A 21,730-nucleotide genomic window follows, 5' to 3' on the forward strand; every position below is an offset into this window, starting at 1 on the left:
TTCATATCAGTTTTACATCTCATTGTTCGGTTTTCCCGAAAGTTTTCTTTTGCAGTCTTTTATTTCCTGACCAGTAAAGGAGGAAAAAAATTAATTCAAAAAGGATGACAAATAGAATAAAAGTGAACATAAAATAGTTCTCCGTCAAGACATTAATGATCGGATCTGTATCGGGATTGAAGAGCCAGGTGTCGTCTGGGAAAAAAATCTCATGGAAATAGATAAAAAAGTTATCAAATCCAATCAAGGCAGCAACCAAACCAATAAACAAAGGAGTTCCCATCACAAAACGTAGGCCATTATGATAGAGAATGGCTAAATGTTCTTTCAAAAATAAGATGAGCGCGGGACTCAGGACAAGCGCGAGTCCTAAAGCAAGCATAAAGAGCTTTTTCACATCCTTAAAATGCTGTAAAGCATCGGGAGACGAAGGAAAATCAGGCATCTGTAACACACTTTCAAATGGATTAACCAGATAAGTCATCAGAACATTAAAGTTATTTCTTAGTACTTCTGCTGAAAGTCCTGATATCTGGGTCAAATTTTCAAAATGAATATCTATGTAAAAGAGTGGGACAGCCAAAAGTAAAGTTAAACTTACTGCTGCTGCAATACCCCATAAAATAAGACTCGTGAAAATCAGGCGATCACGCATCTCAAACTTCCCAATGCTCTAAACTTGAAACGACATGGGTTGGTGGTATTGGAAGTCCAGGGACTTCTTCAGCTTTTGTAAAGCCTGTTGTAACAAGCAAACTGTCGATACCATTATCAATCCCTGTACGAATATCTGTCAAATAGTTATCACCAACCATTAAAAGATCTTCTTTAGGAATGCCCATTTTTTCCACCGCTTTTTCTGCAATAATCGCCTCAGGTTTTCCAATAAAGGTGGGTTGAACACGTGTAGCTGCTTCAATCATTTTAACCAAAGAGCCCGCTCCTGGCAAAAGTCCTCGTTCGCTTGGAAGGTTCAAATCAGGATTTGTTCCGATGAATTTCGCACCTTTATGTATAGCAAGAGTTGCCAAAGCAAGCATTTCATATGTCAAGTCAGAATCCAAAGCAACAACAACATATGCTGGATTTTCACGATCCTTTTTATAGCCTGCTTCATAGATTGCTTCTTTTAAGCCATCTTCACCAATAATATAAACAGTCTTCTCCAAGCCTAAATCGTTCATATAATCGACTGTAGCTGCACTTGCTGTATAGATAGTTTCTAAAGGTGTATCAATATTAAACTGTGTAGCCAAACGTTTTTGGACCACTCGTGGGGTTTTTGTCGTATTATTTGTTAAAAACAGATAAGGAACTTTCGCTTCTTGCAAACGATGAACAAAGTCTTCCCCTGCAGGAATACGATGATTGCCCATATAAATCGTGCCATCTAAATCAATCAGATATCCTTTATATTTTTTGTAACCTTTTCTCATTTTCGTTCATTCTCCTCGCTTATTTTTGACCACTCAATCTCAATATTAGCATTATCTACACCATCTTTCCTAATAATATGGCAAGTGGTGTCTCCTTGAAATTCAAAAACAGGATGAATAAACTCATGATTGCCATAAAGGAGTTCGTGATTATAGCGAATATATATTTTTTTAGGTTCGTATGCCATACGGAAATCATAGTCCAACTGATCAACAGCCCAGTCGAAATATTTAGCATTGTTCACATGTCCATTCATATCCAGATCAGAGAAACGAATTGGAAAAGCTAGGCTGCATTGCGCTTGATCAGACAAGGTAAGATATTTGTGAGGACGAACAATTTTGCTGACTTTTGGTGCCTCATAAGGTGCCACAATCTCATCAACAACACGTTCTACCTTACGTGTATCTTTGTTCATCAAAACCCAAGTTGAACTTATTTTTACTAAGGTTTCGCCAGCTGTATTTTTGAAAATAAAGTCACGATAACAAAAGATTTTATTGTAAGACGTGGCTTCTGTTTCAATTGTAATCTGGTCATTAAACTCGGGTAAGCGATGAACCTGAACTTCGTGCTCGATAACAGCCCAAAATAGATTGAAGTTATCACAAATCCATGTGTCGCTACGGTCTAACGTATAAGACTGCTCTCCCGAAATTTGAAGTGCTACGGCAAGAAGATCTGATATTTTCATCTTGCCTCGTGTGTCGCTCTCATAAAAAGCGACTTTATGTGTTTGACTGTATTTTATTCCCATTTATTTATTTTAGCAAAAACAGACATAAAAAGCTCAAGTAAGAATAAATTTTACAGATAAACTTAGGGAACCGTTTTTTACGTTAAAATAAAAAAACCAGCATGATTTCTGGATTTTTATATTTTTTCAACTTGAATACCTAAAGTTTCAATCAACTCTTCCTCATAAGGATTTTTAGCATGGTATTCATTGATATATTTGATATGTTTTACACCCGATGCCAAGACGAGCTTCAAGCAAGCGATACAAGGGAATAAAGTCGTATAAAGAATTGCTCCCTCTGGTGAAACACCGTGCTTTGCTGCTTGGGCAATTGCATTTTGCTCCGCGTGAACAGTCGCAATGCAATGTCCGTCTTTATCTTCCAGACACCCTACATCTGTACAATGCGGCATAAGTGCTACAGAACCATTATAGCCTGTCGAAAGAATTTGCCCATCCGCAGTCACGAGAAGAGCACCAACTTGAGCGTGCGTACAGGTAGAGCGTTTAGCTACAACTTCGACGATTTCTTTAAAATATTCTTCTTTGCTTGGTCGTTGAAAATTTTCGATCATTTTATCCCTTTCCACAGTTACAATTGCCACACTGACATTCTCGTGTTCTAATATCTTGAAAACTCAAACCCGTAATCTCCGTCAAATCTTCCATATCAGGGTAAGCGCCAATCGTCATAATTTCTCCATCTACCAACATCAAAGGCAAAGCCGCTTCCATTTTTTTCATTGCTTGATTGACAGCAGGATGATGCGCAAAGATGTCCGTATCTTCAGCTAAGTTATAGCGTACTGTTTGCAACTCGGCCTCTTCTGTTTCTTTACTAAAGGCTTCAAAAACCTGAGCAAGAGCTGCACTCGCTTCTTCTGGCTTTTCTTCATATAGTTCAAGTCTCATGACTTCCCCAAATCTAACAAATATTTTTTAATATTATACCATAAGCAGCCTACAAATTCATTAAAAATTTCAATAAGAAAAAAGGACTATCCTAAAATAATCCTTTCGTTCAGTTTGAGTTAAATGTCCTTCACCTTACTGTACAAGCCATAAGCTCCATCAAGATTTTCTACTTTAAAGCCTTCTTGTTTCAAGATACGTTCAGCTGTATAAGAGCGAAGTCCTGATTGACAGCTGACAATGTATTCTTTATTTTTATCTAATTTGTCCATACTTTGGCGTAAATCGTTTAATGGTATATTTATCGCTTCTTTAAAACCACCACGCGCCACTTCATTTTCTTGACGCACATCTAAGAGTACTTTACCTTGGGCAAGTTCTGCTTCGAGCTGATGCCACTGAATGTTATCTGACAAGCCCATAGCAATATTCATAGCCGCATAACCAATCATGTTCACAGGATCCTTAGCAGAGCCAAATGGTGGCGCATAGCTCAATTCAAGTTCTGGTAAATCAAAAACCGTCATCCCTGCTTTAATCGCTGTTGCCAAAACATCAATACGCTTGTCTACACCTTTTTGACCAACTGCTGATGCTCCATAGATATGACCACTTTCTGGATTGAAGATCAGTTTGAGAAGAATAGAGCTTGCGCCAGGATAGTAACCTGCATGATCATTGGCTGTGATATGCACAGCCTTATATTTTAAGTTCGAATCTTGTACTTGCTTCTCTGAAAGTCCAGTAGAGGCAGCTGTCAAGCTGAAAGTTCGAACAATGGCTGTGCCGATACTCCCTTTATTTGTAACAGGCAATCCTGCCAAAACATCTGCAACTTGACGTCCTTGGCGATTGGCTGGGCTTGCTAAGGAGATGAGCGCATTATTACCAGTAATTTGATTTTTAACAAGAATGGCATCCCCCACGGCATAAATATCAGGCACAGATGTTTGATATTGCTCATCGACAAGGATTGCTCCTCTCATCCCAAGCTTAATTCCCGCATCAGCAGCAAGTTTTGACTCCACTTGAATCCCAACAGAAAGGATAACTACATCCGTACTAAGGCTATCACCATTTTCCAGAATAACCGTTTTTCCTTGGTCTTGAAACTCTACAACAGAGACACCCGTGAGTACTTTCAAGCCATTATGTGCCAATTCTTCTTCTATATGAATGGCCATTTCCTGATCAAGAGTTGGTAAAACATGATTGGCTTTTTCGATGATTGTAACCTCTAAACCAAGTTTTCGTAAGTTTTCAGCCATCTCTAGACCGATGAAACCCGCGCCAATAATCAATGCTTGCTTGCGGTGCTCCATTTCCATATAGTTTGTGATTTTATCTAAGTCAGGAATGTTACGTAGGCTAAAGACATTATCCGCTTCCGCTAAACCTTTTATAGGCGGAATAAAAGGACTTGCGCCAGGTGACAAAATCAATGCATCATAATTTTCCGTGTAGCTTGTCCCATTCGATACTACAGTAATTTCTTTATTATCCGGCTCAATAGAAACCACTTCAGATTCAGGACGAACATCTAAATTAAAACGCTGTGCCAGACTTTCAGGTGTTTGTAGGATAAGTTTATTTCTTGATTCGATTTCACCAGAGAGATAGTAGGGGAGCCCACAGTTTGCAAAAGAAACATATGGTCCTTTATCAAAAACAATAATTTCTGCATCTTCTTTTAAACGGCGTAATCGAGTGGCTGCACTCATGCCACCGGCAACGCCCCCAACGATAAGATATTTTTTCGTCATTTTCTTCCTCTTATTTTTCTAATTCTTGATCCCAAGACAGAATACCACCTGTAACATTCGTAGTTGCCACTCCTTGTGCCTCTAGGAATTGACAAGCGCGCATAGACCGCATACCGCTTTGACAAATAATATAGCTCTCATCTTCTATCTCTAAGTATCTTTGCTCTAAAACACTCAGGGGCATGTTGATTGCCGTTGGCACATGTCCTTCGAGATATTCATCCTCTTCTCGAACATCAATCAGTGCAACTTGACCGAGTTTCTCTTTTAATTGCTTCATTTGGATTGAACGCCTATTTCTCTCCTCAAATTTTTGATATATCCATTATATACCCTTAGGGGTATTTAGTCAAAGAATGAGATTTGCCTCAAATCATAAAGCCTATGTTCACTTCTTTCATCTTATAACGCTTCTGCTTTAAAGTCAAACATAATAAAAGACCTGCCGGAGCAAGTCTTTTTTATTATTCTTCTTTTTTCTTCTTTTGTCGTGCAAGTATAAGCATGACCACAGATAGAATAAAGAGTGTACCTCCAAAACTCCAGTTTTGATAAGCTAGAAGTAAGAGTGACAAACTAAGTAATGCATATATCCAAGCCATATTTAAACCTCCTCGACGTTAAAGAATAATGCTGAACCAAATGAACTTTGTTTAATTAAGCGTTTTGCAGTTTGAGCATCCGTAGCTAAGTCGCTATTCGGACCTCGAAAATAGAGTTTCAATCCCTTTTTTTCCTTATAAGTAAATCCATTTTCTTCTAGAAGGTGAATTACTTTTTCTTGCATCATAGCTACATTAACAATAATCATTGGGTTCCTTTCTGTTTTTTATAATTCAGGTTCTTCCATCTTGTTTGCTGCAATAACGAATGGTGTCCAAATAGCAAAGGTTACAAGTAAGTTGACAATTGCTAAGATAATTGCACGCCAGTCAAATCCTGTCGCAAGGAAGGCATTCATAATTGGTGGTGTAACCCATGGCACAGCACTGACAACTGGATCTACCCAATGAAGCATCGTTGCAACATAGGCGATAATAACCGCTACCAATGGAGCAATTGCAAATGGGATAAAGAAGATGGCGTTCAGTACAATTGGCATACCAAAGAGTACAGGTTCATTAATATTGAAGATACCTGGTGCTAAACCAAGACGTCCTACTGTCTTATAATCTTTACGTTTAGAGAAGATCAGAATGGCAAGGATTAAGGTAATTGTACCACCAGAACCACCAAACCAGACGAAGGCATCCCATGAACCACGAACCCAAAGACTGACATAGTCACCATTAATCGCATGTGCTTTATCAATTGCACCACGCGCTACTAAGTCACGAATACCGTCTGAGTGAACTTGGAAGTAAAGGGCTTGGTTATTAAGACCAAGTGGAAGCCAAATCCCATCAAGAGCAGGTGCCAAGACGTTTGGTCCATGAAGTCCGAAGAACCAGAAGATTGAAACGAAGAGTGTAACAATAAGAACTGAGAAAATATTTTGTGAGAGAATTTGGAAGGGTTCTGCAATATAGTGTGTAATCAAATTAATTACAGAATCATGTGTCAATTTATCAATAACATAGTAAATCAAGCTCACAGCGTAGATTGCAGCAATCGTTGGAATAATCGCAAGGAAAGCTTTTGCTACAGCCGGTGGGACTGACTCAGGCATCTTGATAGTGATATCTGCTAACATAAGTTTAGCATAAATAATCACCGCAAGGGCACCCATAATGATAATCGTAAAGTAAGCACCAGCATCCATATGTGCGGCAGCAAAGAGTGGCTTCCATGCTGCAAGACCTTGACCAGTCAATACACCATTGATTTTGTCTGTTGCAGCTACGCCGGCATCGCTCACACCCAAAGCATCCAAGAATTTAGGCATTTGGTTTGGCAAACCAGCAAAGAGAGTGGCAACTGCTACAACACCACCTGCAAGGTCATTGACACCATAAGCACGGGCCAAATTGTAACCCCAAGAGAAAGCAAAGATAAGACCAATAACTGTCAAAGTCCCTTGGTTGACAAGTGTTGAAATGTTATTCAAATCGCCAATGATTGGTGTATTAGCAAGCGTCCAAACATCTTCTGGTGCGAGTTGGGCAAACTTGGTTGGACCCAAAACCATTTGTTGAATGGACTGTGGGAATGTTGTGACGATGGCTGATACCATCGCTGCAAGGGCACCTGTCAGTGTTGCTGGCAGGATACCAATGAATGAGTCACGCAAGGCAACCAGGTGCTTTTGCGACCCGATTTTTGCTGCTACTGGGACGAGATATTTCTCCATCCACATCGTAATTCCGTTCATAGAATTCCTCCTAAAATTTTAATTTATTTGCGTATAAGGTTATAAATTATAGCTCATCACTTTCAATAAATTTAAACGAACTCCAAGGCTTGATAAAGTCAAGTAAGAACATTTCGTCTTCCGCGATATGTCCAACAACATTGACCCGGCCATCATTTTTCATTTCCTTCAGAGCAATTTGGGTTTCCCCCTTATATTGACCATATCCATCATTGTCAATAATCACATCGCCTGGTTTTATAGTATCTGTATCATGTGGCGGAAAATCCAAGTCTTTGTAAATAACGCGAGTCATGGTTGAACGTAGCATGTACTCTGAGCGGTCGCCACGATAACTATGCGTAGCCTCAAAGACACATTTTCGTTCATTTTCCGTCATCGTAGCTCTTGGCACAACTTTCAGTTCTGGCATTTGCGCATGGAAAACTTCTGCCATTGTTTTAAGCTCTGCTTCACTCGCATAAGCATTAGCAATAGTAATATCATCAATACCATCTAAAAGCTTATAATGTTTTACTTGTGTCTTCAAGCTTAAGTCACGATGATCCTCTAAGGTACATAAGCCATCTTGTGTGGGCCACGGCCCAAATGTTGCTTCATGAGAATTAACAAACACCATAGTATTTAAATTATACTTTTTGAATTTCTCGGTACATTTCACGTAATGATCAAACGCTAGACCTGTGTAACGGTGAGGATAGAAATTATGACTGCCAAGTAAGTTTTCAATGTTAGGCGAGTAATCCATGATACTGTCCACATAACTTGTTCCCTGACTCATATTAATCTCAATCTTAAGATTATAAGGGTTGCGCGTCATACGTGCTTCCTCAGCTCCTGTAAATCCGAGGTCTAAACGAATACCATCAGCACCCATTTCATCAAAGAAACTTAAATCATCATAGCTAATGTTAAGTTGTTCAAATAAGGCGGGATTAATGTCTACCATGACTTCCATACCAAGACTATTAGCATAAGCAATCACTTTCGTAAAGCCCTCAAGAACTGCTTCCTTATCTCCTTTGATTTCTAAAAGTGAGGTAAAGACACGGGTGTAACCATATTGGTGCGCTAAGTCTAAATAGGCTTTATCAGCTTCAAAGTTGGAACGTTCCGGATAAATCGAGATTCCTAGTTTTCCCATAATACTCCTTTCTTTATCTAGAATTTCTACAAATTCTCTTTATCCATTCATTAATGCGTCAGCGGCTGCTACAACATTTTTTCCATTCATCATGCCGTAATCTTGCATTTTAATCACATCACAAGGAACATCAACTGCTGCTGCTTTTTTGATGACTTCATTTTTCATGTAAGCCACTTGCGGACCGAGAAGCAATACATCTGGTTTCTCTGAGCCAGACAACATGTTGTCAATTTCAGTTACAGACTTTGCGTAGATTTCATAATCTTTTCCTGCTTCTTGTGCAGCTTGTTGCATTTTTGTCACGAGTAATGATGTTGACATACCTGCTGCACAGGCTAATGCAATAACTTTTTCTGCCATTTCTATGATCTCCTTCTTTTTATCTATACCAATAGTATAGCGGTTTCAGAAAGCGATTTCAAATATAATTTGTCCTAACAATATTAAGCGAAAAAACAAGTATTTTTTAATGAAACCCTTATTTTTAGCGCTTTCATTTTCTTCAAACCATTAAAAACTTTAATTTTCCGGCTGATTTCTGAAACATGTTACAAATTTAGAAACAAAATCATGTTATTTTTTTAGTTTTAATTAATAAAAACACCAAATCTTACAAAAAATGTTAAGATTCGGTGTTTAGTTTGACTATTTTAAAAATATTCACGAAGAATGGCTTTATTTTCTCGTAGTACACGGGCAGTAAATACTCCAATGGTCATTTCCTCTGGTTGGTCTGTGTCAGGGCCCACACAGATATTATTTTGTGGCAAAATATCATCAACAATACGGGCAGAAAATTCAGGCTGACCGTTCACTTTCAAAAATGCTTGCAGATTAACAATACGAGCTTGCATATAAGGTTGCAACTGTAGCTCTATGCGTGATGGTTCAGCCAAATCATATTCGAGGAAAACATTTGAAGGAGCAGTCCATTTGATGACTTCAAAACTTGCAGCGTGGCTTGAGACAAAACGATAAAGTGCATCTTGAGCTTCTTGGGTCAATGTAATACATTCACGAATTACAAAAGCCGTACCTGCAAATTCATAAATTAAGTAACCTAGGACTCTGCCATTTTCCTCATAAGTCGCAAAGAAGGGCTGTGCTTTATACTTGAAATAGTATTCCCAAACATGTTGTGGACGGACTAGTGAACCTTGGTTATAGACTTGATCATGGACCTCAGCCACTTCTTCCAAAAGCTCCTCACTTACAGTGCGGCGGTGCACTTGACCCACTGTTTTTTTGCCTTTAGGAAATTCTTGTGCAGGAATCGTATATGCTTTTTGGTCAAAAGCGTAATGATAACCAAATTGTCCGTAAAACTGATAAGAGAAGGGAGCCAGATAGCTTAAGGCGGTGCCAGCTTCATAGTTGTCTTCTAAAATATCGGTCATGAGTTTACGAATGCTGCCGTTTCCTCTAAATTCTGGGTAAGAGGCAACATAACCAATTCCTGACATCTTTAGCTTTGCATCCTTCCAATAGACCCTAAAAGAGGTATCGATAATTATAGAGGATAGCTCATCGTTTTCCCAGTAACTGTAAGGTTTTGAAAAACTTAAAAGTTTATCAAACGCTTCTTCTCGCTCCTTACTCCGGGGCTTATTAAAAGCATAAGTCGCGAGGTCTAAAAGTTCATGGTGTTTCTTTTCCATCTTTTCACTTCCCACCACTATAAGCTTGTTCAATGTGATTCAAAATAGCGACCATCTGACGTTTTTTCCAGTGTCCCAGGAGCGTTCCGACAAACATATCATTTAATTTTTGAATCATTCCGCTGGAAGTACGGCTTTCCTCAATAGTTATCTCTGTTTTCTTATCATCAACAGGATGAAAATTCCAACGTGTATTGAATGTATTACGGATGGTTTTCGTGGTAAAAGCATACTTATTGGCTTTCACAACTTCATCAATCGTAATAGTTCCATGTTGGTTTTTGCCAAATGTTTTTGAGTATTCAAAGCCATTAAGAGACTTGATGTCAGGTCTGTGTCCAGTATTTTTTTCGATATCGTAAAGTGATGAATCCAGAATCTGATTGTAGACAAACTCGACAGGAGCATTAATTGTTTTACTGATTTTCATATGAGATTTCTCCTATTGCTTAGAATAAAATTTATTAAACATTAAAATCATTTTAACAATTTATGTAAGCTCTTGCAAGATTTTTATGGGCGGTAAACAATTTCTCCTGAACAAATCGTATATTTGACTTGTCCCACAAGTTCTTGGTCGATAAATGGTGAGTTACTTGCCTTGGAATCAAAGTTTTCATCCACTTTATAAGTATTATGAGCATCAAAAATAGTAATGTCAGCCGGTCCACCTTCCGCTAAATATCCCGCATCAAAACCATATAATTTGGCTGGATTAACAGTCATTTTCGCCAGCAATTGAGCCAGTTCAAGATGTCCAGGAGTAACCAAATGCGTAAGCCCCAGTTGCAAAGAAGTTTCTAAGCCGATCATTCCGCTCGGTGCTTCAGCCAAAGCAACATTTTTTTCTTCATGGGTATGTGGCGCATGATCTGTCGCAATAACACTAATCGTGTTGTCTTTCAAGCCTTCCAAAATTTTCGCAATATCTTTCGTTTGACGCAGTGGAGGATTAAGCTTTGCATTTGTACCAATCTCTAGGACAGCTTGCTCTGTCAGTGAAAAATGTTGTGGTGTAACTTCAGCACTAACTTTTGCGCCCATCTTTTGTGCAAAACGAACTACATCTACACTTTCGCCTGCAGACAAATGTTGAATATGTAAACGCGCTTGAGTATCCAAAGCCAACATTGCATCACGTGCAATCATACTGTACTCAGCCACCTTTGTCGCTCCTGTTAGACCACATTGGTGTGCCACTTCGCCTTCATTGATTCCAAGCGTATCCACTAAGTTGGGATCTTCCTCGTGAATAGAGAGCAGACTATCCGTTTCCTTGGCTTTCTTCAAAGCTTCATGCAAGACCCCTGAATCACTCAGTGGAATACCATCATCTGAAAAGCCAACTGCGCCTGCCTTTAACAAAGCATCAAAATCCGTCAAATGTCGCCCGTCAAAATCTTTGGTAATAGAAGCAATGGACTTAATATGAATTTTCTCTTCATCTGCAAGTTTCAGTGTCTCTACAAGCACTTCAGGACTCGATAAAATCGGTTTAGTATTTGCCATCATTACTACTGTCGTAAAACCACCACGTGCTGCAGATAAAGCACCAGTGTGTATCGTCTCTTTATGCGTTTGACCTGGTTCACGAAAATGAACATGAATATCGATGAGCCCAGGAGCAACAATCATGTTGCTGGCATCAATAATATCTGCACCTTCTTCTTCCAAATCTTGGGCAATACGAATAATCTTCTTATCTTTAACTAACACATCAGCAACTTGATCAAAACCGCACTCAGGATCGATTACACGGCCGTTTTTTATGAGTATCATCTGTTCCCCTTTTTATATTTTACATAATGTTTATTATGTTATTTACTCCATGTTTCTTGATTATCCTTGAATTTTTTAAGCATTTCAAGTTCAGCTTCTGTTACATAACCTGTTTCCTGAGCGATTTGGATAAGTTCAGAATAATTTGTTAATGTGTGCAGTGGCACTTGCGCTTCTTGGAATTTTGTTGCTGCTTTTTCGAGTTGGTAGGTAAAGATAGCAATCACACCGAGAACTTCGATCCCTTCACGTTGTGCGGCAGCCACTGCTTCTAGTACTGAGCCTCCTGTTGAGATAAGATCCTCAACCAATACCATTTTTTGTCCTTTAGAGACACTTCCTTCGATTTGATTTCCTGCGCCGTGATCTTTTGGTTTGCTACGAATATAGGCAAAAGGCAATTGAAGATAGTCAGCAATAATTGCACCATGAGGAATACCTGCTGTTGCTGTACCTGCAATTACTTCGACCTCAGGAAACTCTGCCTTGACCAAATCCGCAAAAGCCTGCTCAATACGAGTGCGTACTTCTGGATAAGCCAAGGTCAAACGGTTGTCTGTATAAATAGGAGATTGAATCCCACTTGCCCATGTAAATGGTGCACTCGGCGATAAGCTTACAGCTTTTATTTCGAGTAAATCAGCAGCGATAGTTTTTGATAATGACATGTTATCCTCTTTCTAGTCCCTTAAGTTAATATCAATAGCACGCTGTTTTACACAAAAAAACACTTGCATAAAGCTGCAAGTGCGTAAAAAAATATGCCAATAATATTTAGAATGCACCTAAATACTATACAAATAGACAATTATACGGTTTCCTTGCTAGCCTCTCGTGCTAATTTAAAGGTTTCTTGTTATATAGTCTAACAGATTTACTGTAAGTTTGCAATCATAAACTTTCTAAGCTTTCCATCGCTTCCAGTAAGTTCATCTCTGTTTCTTCTTTTTGTTCAGCCAGTTGGTCGAGTGCTGCTTGGAGTTCACCTAGTTTAACAAAGTCATCTGTTATGTCTAACATAGCTCGGGAAATTTCTTCGCTTTGTTGTTCCAGAGCAGCAAGTTTTTCTTCCGCAGCATTGACTTCACGTTCGAACTTGCGACGGATTTTCTGTGCTTCTTTTTGTTGTGCATAGTCCATCTGGCCCGAACTTTCTGGTTGTTCTTCCAAAACAACTTCTTGATGTGTCTCTTCTTCTTGGCTTTTTTTTTCTAAATAGTAATCATAATCGCCCAGGTAAAGTTTACTTCCTTGAGGTGATATTTCGAGGACTTTGGTCGCAACACGGTTGATAAAGTAACGGTCATGACTGACAAAGAGTAAAGTACCATCGAAGTCAATCAAGCTATTCTCCAAAACCTCACGGCTGTCGATATCCAAGTGGTTGGTAGGTTCATCCAATACAAGAAAATTATCATGTTGCATAGCGAGCTTCGCCAAGAGAAGACGTGCTTTTTCTCCTCCCGATAACATCGAAACGGTCTTTTTCACATCTTCGCCGCTGAAAAGGAAAGCCCCTAAAAGATTACGTATTTCTACTTCTGGTAAGAGACGATGCTCATTCCAAATCTCGTCAAGAACACTGTTAGAAGGTGTCAGCGCTCCTTGTTCTTGATCATAGTATCCTAAGTCGACATTCGCTCCCAGCTTCACCTGACCCTTAAGAAGAGGAATTTGACCAATAATTGACTTGATCAATGTTGTCTTCCCGATCCCGTTTGGTCCAACAATAGCAAGGGCATCATGTTTGCGTGTATCGATATTGATAGGTTCAGCGAGGACTTTATCGTATCCCACTGCTGCATCTTCAACTGTAAGAACGATGTTGCCCGACTTTTTAGCTGGGGAAAAGGTCATATGTGCAGCTGCTTCACTTCCGGTCGGTGCTTCAATACGCTCCATCTTTTCCAACTTTTTCTGGCGTGATTGGGCGCGTTTTGTTGTGGAGGCACGAACCATATTTCGAGCAACGAAATCTTCTAATTTTTCAATTTCTTTTTGTTGCTTATCATAGTTCTTTTGCTCAGTGGCGAGCATCTCTGCTTTAAGTTCAATATATTTACTGTAATTTCCTGCAAAGCGTGTCAGCTTGCCTCGTGAAATCTCCAAAGTTTCTGTCACAACCTTATCTAAGAAATAACGGTCGTGACTGACAATCAAAAGACTACCTGAATAGTTTTTCAGGTAAGTTTCTAACCACGCCAAAGTTTCAATATCCAAATGGTTGGTTGGCTCATCCAAAATCAACAAATCAGGCTTTTCTAAAAGCATTTTTGCCAAAGCTAATCGTGTTTTTTGTCCACCAGATAAGGAAGAAATAGCACGGTCCCACATCTTCTCATCGAAACGAAAACCATTAAGTACTGACTTAATCTCTGCTTCATAGGTAAAACCGTTGGCTTGACGAAATTCTTCCGATAAAGAATCATAACGGTGCATCAAACTCTCTAAGTCACCACCCGTTAACTCCGACATCTGTAATTCCATCTGACGCAATTGTCGCTCTGTTTGACGGAGTTTTTCAAAGACCGTCAACATTTCTTCAAAAATCGTTAATTCTGAAGAAAGTCCTGTATCTTGAGCCAAATAGTTTAAATGCAAGTCCTTGACCTTAGAAATCGATCCTGCTGAAGGTTCTTCAACGCCTGCAATAATCTTCAATAAAGTCGATTTTCCCGCACCATTGCGTCCGACTAAAGCCATAAGTGAGTGGTCCTGAAGATTAAAATTTATATTTTCGAATAAAACATCGCCACCAAAAGTGCGTGCTATCCCATTCCCTTGTAGTAAAATCATTCTTCTATTTTAACATAAAAAAGTTTAAGGTAAAGAAAACAGTAAAAATCGCGCTTCACAACGAAAACGCCAAGATTTTTACTGTTTTTATGTATAACTTCACATCAATAATTTTTTTCCAGATGACGAACGATATCTAAAGAACGAATCACTGATTCTCGTGCATCATCAAAGTTTTTGCTGACATAGGCATAAAAGAGCAAATCGATGAGATACAATTGTGCCAACATTGAAACCGTAGCTGCATGCCTAAACTCAAAATTCTCTCCTGATAGAGAAATGAGCGGATATTCGGCACGTTTAGCAAGACTTGAGTTTTCAATACCGGTAATCGCAATGGTTTCAATGTTTTCAGCTTGAGCCAAATCAAGCATAGCTAAAACTTCACGGGATTCCCCTCGGTCACTGACAGCGATAAAGAGTTTCTTTTGATTATTATTGGTTAAATTAACAGCCATCGTATGCGTATTGTCCGCACAAATACTGATTTTGCCAATACGGTTCAATTTTTGAGCTAAGTCTTGTGCCACAAGAAAAGAAGCCCCAATCCCGAAAATAAAGATTAACTCCGCTTCATCAATCAGGTCGACCGTTTTAGCAAGTCTTTCATTGTTTAAATGACCATTAACAAGTTCTGTCATATGATTAATGCGCGCTTTTAATTTTGATTTTATTGAGTCTATCTCTTCATTAGGACGTAATTCTTGAAAATCTGTATCCGATTGGGCGCTCGCCTTCCAGACGGAAAGTTGCTGCTTAAGTTGGGGAACACCTTCAAGTCCGATGGATTTGACAAAGCGAATAACTGTAGCTGGTGACACTTGACTATTTTTAGCAATGTCTTGGGTGCTTAGGTTGATGACAGCCTCAGGAAAAGCGAGAACATACTTTCCAACTTTTGACTCGTTAGGGGAAAGTTCTCTTAATTTCGTTTGGATTTCGAGCAGAATATTCATGACTCAATTATAGCATAAACCAGCTATAAATATGAGCTTCTTTATAATGATACCAAAAGAAAAAACAGGAGGCACGTGCTCCTATTTTTCTACTTTTTCAAGCTCTTTTTTAATATCTTTGGCAATTTTTTCAGGTTCTGTTGCTGGAGCATAACGTGCGACAACTTCCCCCTGAGCATTGATCAAAAACTTCGTAAAATTCCACTTGATTTTTTTTCCAAGCGGGCTTCCTTTTTCTTCTTTTAACCATGTATAGAGCGGGCTTTCATCCGCGCCATTAACATCAATCTTTTGAAAGCGTGGGAAAGTTGTTCCATAGTTCAATGTACAAAACTGATCAATCTCATCAGCTGTGCCAGGTGCTTGCTCTTTAAATTGATTACAAGGAAAATCGAGAATTTCAAACCCGGACTCTTTATATTCATCATAAAGTTTTTGAAGTCCATCATATTGTGGTGTAAAACCACATCTTGTCGCAGTATTCACTACGAGTAGAACTTTGCCTTTATAGTCGGACAAAGAGATATCATCTCCTTGTTTTCCCTTCACTGTGAAATCATAAATAGTCATAGTGACACTTCCTTTCTTCATCGGCTCTAAGTGATAATGATTATAACACTTGCCTTATCAGACTGTCAAAGAATCTTACTTTCTCATATAGGGCTTCAGACTCAAGATTTCTTGCTGCGTAAGAGGGCGATAAGCACCTGGTTGCAAATCTTCATCTAGGACCAGCGGTCCAAAACTTAAACGTTGAAGTTGCTCAACTTTTTTACCTAAAGCTAAGAACATTTTCTTGACCTGATGATATTTGCCTTCTTGGATAGTAACTTTAGCATGATGCACATCTAAAATTTCGAGTTGCGCTGGCTGCGTACGAACGCCTCCGATAAATTCAAGGCCTGCTTCAAAGGCAGCTCTATCACTTACTTCAAGTGGTTCCCATGTCTCTACGAAATATGTTTTAGAAACATGTTGCTGTGGCTTAAGCATATCGATGCCCAGTGGCCCATTGTCCGTGATGAATAATAATCCTGTCGTTAGAAAGTCTAGCCGTCCCACAGGATAAAGTGCATCATTCTTTTCTTCCACAAGGTCACGATAGGTGGGCAGGTGCTCATCTTTATTGGCTGAAAGTACACCAGCTGCCTTATTCATCATAAAATAATGATGTCCAAATGTTGTGAGCTGTTGCTGATTGACAATAATTTCATGCATCTGAGGATCGACATTGCGACTTAGGTTATACTCTACTTCTCCATCAATTATAATCTTTCTGGTCTGTATCAAGCGTTTGCATTCTTTCTTATCCTTCCATCCATTGAGGAACAGGTAGTGATCTAGTCTCATATTTGTCTATTTTAACAGAAATTAAATTTTTTCTATCTTATCAAACTCATGAAATAAGATGACCAAGGAAGAGCGAAATGCAGGTGAAGTAAATCAGTAAGGCAACTAAATCTTTAATCGTTGTAATGATTGGTGCTGATCCTGCAGCTTGGTCGATTTTTAACTTGATTAAGATAAAAGGGACTAAAAAGCCCAGCAAGGATGCGACGGTCATCGTGGCAAAAAGGGCTAAACCAACTGCCAAACCTAACATCGGAAAACCTAGCCATATGGTCGCCATTAGCCCCGCCATAATTCCCATCAATGCGCCAATGGTCAAACCGACACGTAATTCCTTGAAAAAGTGCTCAAGGAAGTTCTCAATCTCAATATGCCCTAAAACCAAGCCTCGTGTAAAGACTGTTGAAGATTGTGTCCCAATATTTCCTCCCATGCCCATAATCAATGGGATAAAAATTGCCACCATTGCGATGGATTCTAAAGTTTGTTCAAAATTTTCAATGACTAAACCAGAAAGCATGCTTAACAACAAGGTGGCTAAAAGAAAGGGTAAACGTACTGCCAAAATTTTATTTAACTTGCCATTAATAAGTAGCTTGCTGCGGTCCTCCTCTGTATCTTTTAAGTCGGATAAACCTGCTTGGTTCAAAATGTCTTCTGTTGCCTCTTCTTCAAGAATTTCCATTGCATCGTCGAAGGTTACTATGCCTACTAATTTATTAGTATCGTCCACCACAGCTAAAGCCAGAAGATCCAACTCTTTGACTTTTTGTGCCACCTTTTCTTGGTCCTCAGAAGTTTTAACAGAAATCGGTTGACGCGACATATGCTCATTAATGACTGCTGTTGGCGCCATCATCAAAAGTCGATGTAAAGTTATAAAACCAGTGAGCTTTAACTTCTCGTCAATAATAAACAAAATATAGATGTTTTCCTTGCGCGTGGCTTCCTCTGTGACTTTTGCCAACGCCTCTTCTTGGGTCATATCTTCTGTCAAAGTTACAAATTCCGTTGTCATAATTCGACCGGCTGTTTCTGGGACATAAGCTTGGAGATGGAGTGTTTCTGATCTATTATCGGGTGTTAAAACACCCAGAAGACTCTTCACTCGTCTTTCAGGTAGTCGGTCAAAAAGTCTGACACGATCGTCTGACGACAGCTGATTGAGAAAAGTTTGCACCATTGGCGGTTGTAGCGCATCTAAAAGATTTTTTTGCTGCTGAGTGCCAAGAATTTTGAACAACGCCACTGCTTTATCTTCTGAAAGGACTTCAAAAAAAATGACCTGTTCATCTTGCTTTAGATGTTTAAAAATCTCTTTCAGTTCATGTCTTTGTAAATCTTTAAGAATAACTTGAAGCTTTTTAAACTCCTTCTTTTTAATGTAGAACCGGATTAATTCTTCCATATTATATGCTCATTTCTTTTTAATCTCCTTTCTAAATTCTAATATTTTTGCAAGAGGAAACCTAATAATATAAAAAAACTGAAGCGTGTAACACACTTCAGTCTTGATTTTTTCAGGCTATTTTCTCCCCCGCATCACATATCCACATATAAACCCAATCAGCCCTACAGCGATAATACCGTAGAACATGGGAATATCAATGTTAAAGAAAAGCATGTTAACACGAACAGGTGAGAAATTAAGAACCGCAAAAATTACGATGAGCAAAAGAATCAAGAGAACTAAAATTCTTTTGGGTGTAAAAAAGCTTTTTACTTTTTCCATGTATATACTTCCTTCCAAGGATTACTATACTGTTATTTTAGCATATTATAGTTACACATCTCAAAAATTCTCCTTACCAAATTTTCACTTTAAAGATTTCTTTAATACCTGATAGGATAAATGTTGGTAAAGCTGGCACAAAGAGTACAAGAAGATAAACAGGTAAGCTCAATGGTGCAGTTCCCATGACAACATTAAAGAATGGAATTATCGTCACTAAAAATGAAGAGATACCTGCAAAGACAACAGCAAGGACTAAACGTGGGTTGCCGAATGGGTTTCTTCTGAAGAGAGTTTGTGAACTTCTTGCATCAAAAACATGCCACAACTGACCATAAACAAGTGTTAAGAAGGCCACCGTTTGTGCTTCGTTACTTGACATGCCTTGTTTTGCGGCCCAAACAAAGGCTACAAAGACCATCAAGCCCATAATTGTGCCTCGGATCAAGACTCTTGACCATGTGTAGTTAGCTAGGACAGATTCTTTAGGGTCACGTGGTTTTTCGTTCATAATATCTGACTCAGCGACATCGTATCCCAGAGCGAAAGAAGGCACGGCATCACTGACCATATTGACCCAAAGTACCATTAAGGCTGTTAAAGTTGGTGTGGTATAGTCAACATTCCCAATACTTACAGTGAAGAAAAGTAAGCCTAATATCAAGGAAAGTACTTCTGCGACGTTCGTCGTTAATTCATGACGGATAAAGTTCTTAATATTGGCATAAATAGTTCTACCATTTTCGACTGTTTTTTCAATCGTTGTAAACTTATCATCAAGCAATATCAAGTCAGCAGAATCCTTGGTTACTTCAGTTCCTGCGATTCCCATGGCAATTCCAATATCGGCTGCTCTTAGAGCCGGCGCATCATTAACACCATCTCCTGTCATACCCACAACTTCCCCGTGCTTTTGAAGTTGCTTAACAATCCTTTGCTTGTGTTCAGGGGAAACACGCGCATAGACATTCGTTGTTTTAACGACTTCATAGAGCTCTTCATCTGTCATTTCTTCAATTTCGATACCTTTGATGACTTTAGCCTCTTTGGATTTTACAATGCCAAGATTATAAGCAATAGCACGAGCTGTATTTTCGTGATCACCTGTAATCATAACGACTTCGACACTTGCATCTTGCAATGTTTTAACAGAAGCTTTGACTTCTTCACGCGCAGGATCAATAATTCCTGCAACCCCTGTCAAGATAATATCTTTTTCTAAATCTTCTAGCTGACCTTGTTCTGCTTCTTCCTTACTGAGGATACGGTATCCTACCGCCAAGGTACGCAAAGCTTCATTGGCATAATCATTTACAGTCGTGATAAATTTTTGCTTTTCGCTTTCTTCAGTATTTAATTCACCATCAATCAAAAGGGCGCGGCTTTTCTCAACCAGAACATCTGGCGCTCCCTTGATATAGAGAAGATAGTTGTCGCCTTTCTTGACAATGACACTCATTGTTTTACGATCACTAGTGAAAGGCAGCGTCCGGATGAGCTCATGTGATTCTAAAAGTTGAGTTTTTGTGCGGCCAGCTTTTTGCCCCAAAACAGTCAAGGCAATTTCAGTTGGATTACCAAAAGGCACGAATTTTCCTTCGACTTCTTTGAGAGCAGACTCGTTACACAAAAGTGCACCTGCAATAAAGGCCGAATATGAAGGCTCTTGCTCTTCATCAGAAAGACTACGAATTTCCCCTTCTGGAGTATAGCCCAGACCAGAAACTTCATAGTACTGGCCGTTTGTATAGAAATGTGTAACGGTCATTTCATTTTTGGTAAGTGTTCCTGTTTTATCTGAACAGATGTAGGAAGTACTTCCTAGTGTTTCCACACTGTTAAGTGACTTGATAAGCCCTTTATTCTTCGCCATTTTGGCAGCGCCAATCGTTAAAACAATCGAAAGCACAGCAGGTAGAGCATCAGGTATAGAGGCTACAGCTAAGGCGATTGAGGTTGATAAAACAGATGTAATTGATGCTATGCTTAATTCACCAGCTTGGATGATACCCACTACGAGGGTAAAGACAACAATACCGGCTGAAACTTGCATCAAGGTTTTGGTTAACTTATGAACCGTATTTTGCAGTGGCGACGTCCTGTTTTCAACTGCTTGAATCAGTTTGGCAATTTTACCAAGTTCAGTATGTTCCCCAACAGCCACAACTATCCCTAAACCTTGTCCACCAGAAACGCTTGAACCAGAGAAGCCCATATTATGACGATCACCTAGTTCTGTCGTCTCGAGAATAGCATCTGTGTGCTTGCTAATCGCATCTGCTTCGCCAGTCAAATGCGACTCGATAACTTGGAGCTCATTGGTTTCAATCCAACGGACATCTGCTTCGACAAAGTCTCCAATTGAGGCTTTTACGATATCCCCTGTGACAAGCTCTGTTGAAAGTATTTTTTCAAATTGACCATTTCGTAACACAGTAACATAACGATTGTTCATCTCTTTTAATGCGTTCAAACTCTTACGTGCACTAATTTCTTGATAAAAGCCTAAAAAGGCATTTATGATAATTAAGATTAAGATAGCAATCGCTTCATATAGTGCCTCCATCCCATGCTTACTATCATTTTGAAATTGAAAAGCGTAGTAAGAACTAGCAAAGGACAGAGCTACCGCACCAAGTAAAACAATAACGATAGGTTCTTTAAAACTTTTGAGGAACGTAGCTAAGTATGATTCTTCCTCTTCATCCGGAAGTTTATTTTCTCCATGAAGCTCCCTTTGTTTCAATATTTGTTCATGATTTAAGCCAGTCTTAGTGTCAACTAAAAACTCCTCAATAACTTCTACTTTTGCTTTTTTATAAAATTCCAAAAGCTTCCTCCTTGTATTTTCGACAGTTAGGCATACACTTCATTTTTTTCAAGAGCGTAGCAATCGAAAAAAAGAATGTAAACAAAAAGGGCGCAAGCTATCAAAAAATCTCCTCCTTACCCTCGGAGGAAATCTCTTGAAGCTTGCGCCCAACCTATATTGTCTCTTTAATTGTTATGAATTTAGTACGTTTTACTAAATCTACTCTTTTATTATAACATATAATTTTAAATTTTTTAAGAGTTTTTTTGATTTTTTGATTTTTAAAAAGGTTAAAGGCAAAACAAAAAGGCCTTCACTGTTTGTGATAGCCTTGGATG

23 protein-coding genes are annotated in these 21,730 nt (G+C 39.0%); all 23 read right to left on the minus strand.

Translation table 11 applies throughout. The annotated features are described in order from the left end of the window. Nucleotides 1–19: 19 nt before the first annotated feature. A complete protein-coding gene (locus tag P3G65_RS06515) occupies nt 20–655 on the minus strand; it encodes a TIGR01906 family membrane protein (RefSeq protein WP_284071129.1) in 636 nt (211 codons plus the stop codon). A 1-nt stretch (nt 656) separates the two neighbouring features. After that, nucleotides 657–1,436 (minus strand): TIGR01457 family HAD-type hydrolase, encoded by a 780-nt coding sequence (locus tag P3G65_RS06520; RefSeq protein ID WP_019292706.1) that lies wholly within the window; start codon nt 1,434–1,436, stop codon nt 657–659. Beyond that, nucleotides 1,433–2,194, minus strand: coding sequence for an acyl-[acyl-carrier-protein] thioesterase (locus P3G65_RS06525; protein WP_284071130.1), 762 nt, complete (start codon nt 2,192–2,194; stop codon nt 1,433–1,435). The genes P3G65_RS06520 and P3G65_RS06525 overlap by 4 nt, the downstream gene beginning before the upstream one ends. A 116-nt stretch (nt 2,195–2,310) precedes the next feature. Continuing rightward, entirely contained in the window at nt 2,311–2,751 is a 441-nt protein-coding gene (locus P3G65_RS06530) for a cytidine/deoxycytidylate deaminase family protein (protein WP_004257543.1), read from the minus strand. Nucleotide 2,752: 1 nt separating this feature from the next. Beyond that, nucleotides 2,753–3,088, minus strand: coding sequence for an arsenic metallochaperone ArsD family protein (locus P3G65_RS06535; protein ID WP_284071131.1), 336 nt, complete (start codon nt 3,086–3,088; stop codon nt 2,753–2,755). A 119-nt stretch (nt 3,089–3,207) separates the two neighbouring features. Next, entirely contained in the window at nt 3,208–4,851 is a 1,644-nt protein-coding gene (locus P3G65_RS06540) for an FAD-dependent oxidoreductase (RefSeq protein WP_019292709.1), read from the minus strand. Nucleotides 4,852–4,861: 10 nt separating this feature from the next. Further along, entirely contained in the window at nt 4,862–5,131 is a 270-nt protein-coding gene (locus P3G65_RS06545; RefSeq protein ID WP_019292710.1) for a rhodanese-like domain-containing protein, read from the minus strand. A gap of 184 nt (nt 5,132–5,315) precedes the next feature. After that, complete coding sequence (locus tag P3G65_RS06550) at nt 5,316–5,453, minus strand: hypothetical protein (RefSeq protein WP_014024702.1); 138 nt, start codon at nt 5,451–5,453, stop codon at nt 5,316–5,318. A 2-nt stretch (nt 5,454–5,455) separates the two neighbouring features. Next, the gene (locus P3G65_RS06555) at nt 5,456–5,662 is read right to left on the minus strand and encodes a hypothetical protein (protein WP_019292711.1); all 207 of its coding nucleotides are present in this window, start codon (nt 5,660–5,662) and stop codon (nt 5,456–5,458) included. An 18-nt stretch (nt 5,663–5,680) separates the two neighbouring features. After that, nucleotides 5,681–7,162, minus strand: a complete 1,482-nt coding sequence (locus P3G65_RS06560; protein ID WP_004257558.1) for a PTS sugar transporter subunit IIC — start codon at nt 7,160–7,162, stop codon at nt 5,681–5,683. 46 nt (nt 7,163–7,208) lie between these two features. Beyond that, nucleotides 7,209–8,306, minus strand: a complete 1,098-nt coding sequence (locus P3G65_RS06565; protein ID WP_019292712.1) for a DUF871 domain-containing protein — start codon at nt 8,304–8,306, stop codon at nt 7,209–7,211. A 39-nt stretch (nt 8,307–8,345) separates the two neighbouring features. Next, nucleotides 8,346–8,669 carry a PTS sugar transporter subunit IIB gene (locus tag P3G65_RS06570; RefSeq protein ID WP_284071132.1) on the minus strand — a complete coding sequence of 108 codons (324 nt, stop codon included), beginning with the start codon at nt 8,667–8,669 and terminating at the stop codon, nt 8,346–8,348. 290 nt (nt 8,670–8,959) lie between these two features. Next, on the minus strand, nt 8,960–9,967 hold the full coding sequence (gene eis / locus P3G65_RS06575) for an enhanced intracellular survival protein Eis (protein WP_019292714.1): 1,008 nt from the start codon (nt 9,965–9,967) through the stop codon (nt 8,960–8,962). Nucleotides 9,968–9,971: 4 nt separating this feature from the next. Then, entirely contained in the window at nt 9,972–10,397 is a 426-nt protein-coding gene (locus P3G65_RS06580; RefSeq protein ID WP_019292715.1) for a DUF3284 domain-containing protein, read from the minus strand. 83 nt (nt 10,398–10,480) lie between these two features. After that, entirely contained in the window at nt 10,481–11,746 is a 1,266-nt protein-coding gene (locus P3G65_RS06585) for a dihydroorotase (RefSeq protein ID WP_019292716.1), read from the minus strand. Between the two features lie 38 nt (nt 11,747–11,784). After that, the gene (pyrE, locus tag P3G65_RS06590) at nt 11,785–12,414 is read right to left on the minus strand and encodes an orotate phosphoribosyltransferase (RefSeq protein ID WP_019292717.1); all 630 of its coding nucleotides are present in this window, start codon (nt 12,412–12,414) and stop codon (nt 11,785–11,787) included. A gap of 223 nt (nt 12,415–12,637) precedes the next feature. Then, a complete protein-coding gene (abc-f, locus tag P3G65_RS06595; protein WP_019292718.1) occupies nt 12,638–14,542 on the minus strand; it encodes a ribosomal protection-like ABC-F family protein in 1,905 nt (634 codons plus the stop codon). Nucleotides 14,543–14,646: 104 nt separating this feature from the next. Next, nucleotides 14,647–15,498 carry a MurR/RpiR family transcriptional regulator gene (locus P3G65_RS06600; RefSeq protein WP_019292719.1) on the minus strand — a complete coding sequence of 284 codons (852 nt, stop codon included), beginning with the start codon at nt 15,496–15,498 and terminating at the stop codon, nt 14,647–14,649. Nucleotides 15,499–15,579: 81 nt separating this feature from the next. Further along, nucleotides 15,580–16,068, minus strand: coding sequence for a glutathione peroxidase (locus tag P3G65_RS06605; protein ID WP_019292720.1), 489 nt, complete (start codon nt 16,066–16,068; stop codon nt 15,580–15,582). 75 nt (nt 16,069–16,143) lie between these two features. Next, nucleotides 16,144–16,848 carry a 16S rRNA pseudouridine(516) synthase gene (locus tag P3G65_RS06610; RefSeq protein WP_029346238.1) on the minus strand — a complete coding sequence of 235 codons (705 nt, stop codon included), beginning with the start codon at nt 16,846–16,848 and terminating at the stop codon, nt 16,144–16,146. A gap of 46 nt (nt 16,849–16,894) precedes the next feature. Then, complete coding sequence (mgtE, locus tag P3G65_RS06615) at nt 16,895–18,256, minus strand: magnesium transporter (RefSeq protein ID WP_019292722.1); 1,362 nt, start codon at nt 18,254–18,256, stop codon at nt 16,895–16,897. Between the two features lie 117 nt (nt 18,257–18,373). Continuing rightward, entirely contained in the window at nt 18,374–18,580 is a 207-nt protein-coding gene (locus P3G65_RS06620) for a hypothetical protein (protein ID WP_019292723.1), read from the minus strand. Nucleotides 18,581–18,653: 73 nt separating this feature from the next. Continuing rightward, on the minus strand, nt 18,654–21,410 hold the full coding sequence (locus P3G65_RS06625; RefSeq protein ID WP_019292724.1) for a cation-transporting P-type ATPase: 2,757 nt from the start codon (nt 21,408–21,410) through the stop codon (nt 18,654–18,656). Nucleotides 21,411–21,730: the final 320 nt, after the last annotated feature.

Origin of the sequence: Lactococcus sp. bn62 (assembly GCF_029492705.2) — a bacterium.
GTDB classification, from domain to species: Bacteria; Bacillota; Bacilli; order Lactobacillales; family Streptococcaceae; genus Lactococcus; species Lactococcus petauri.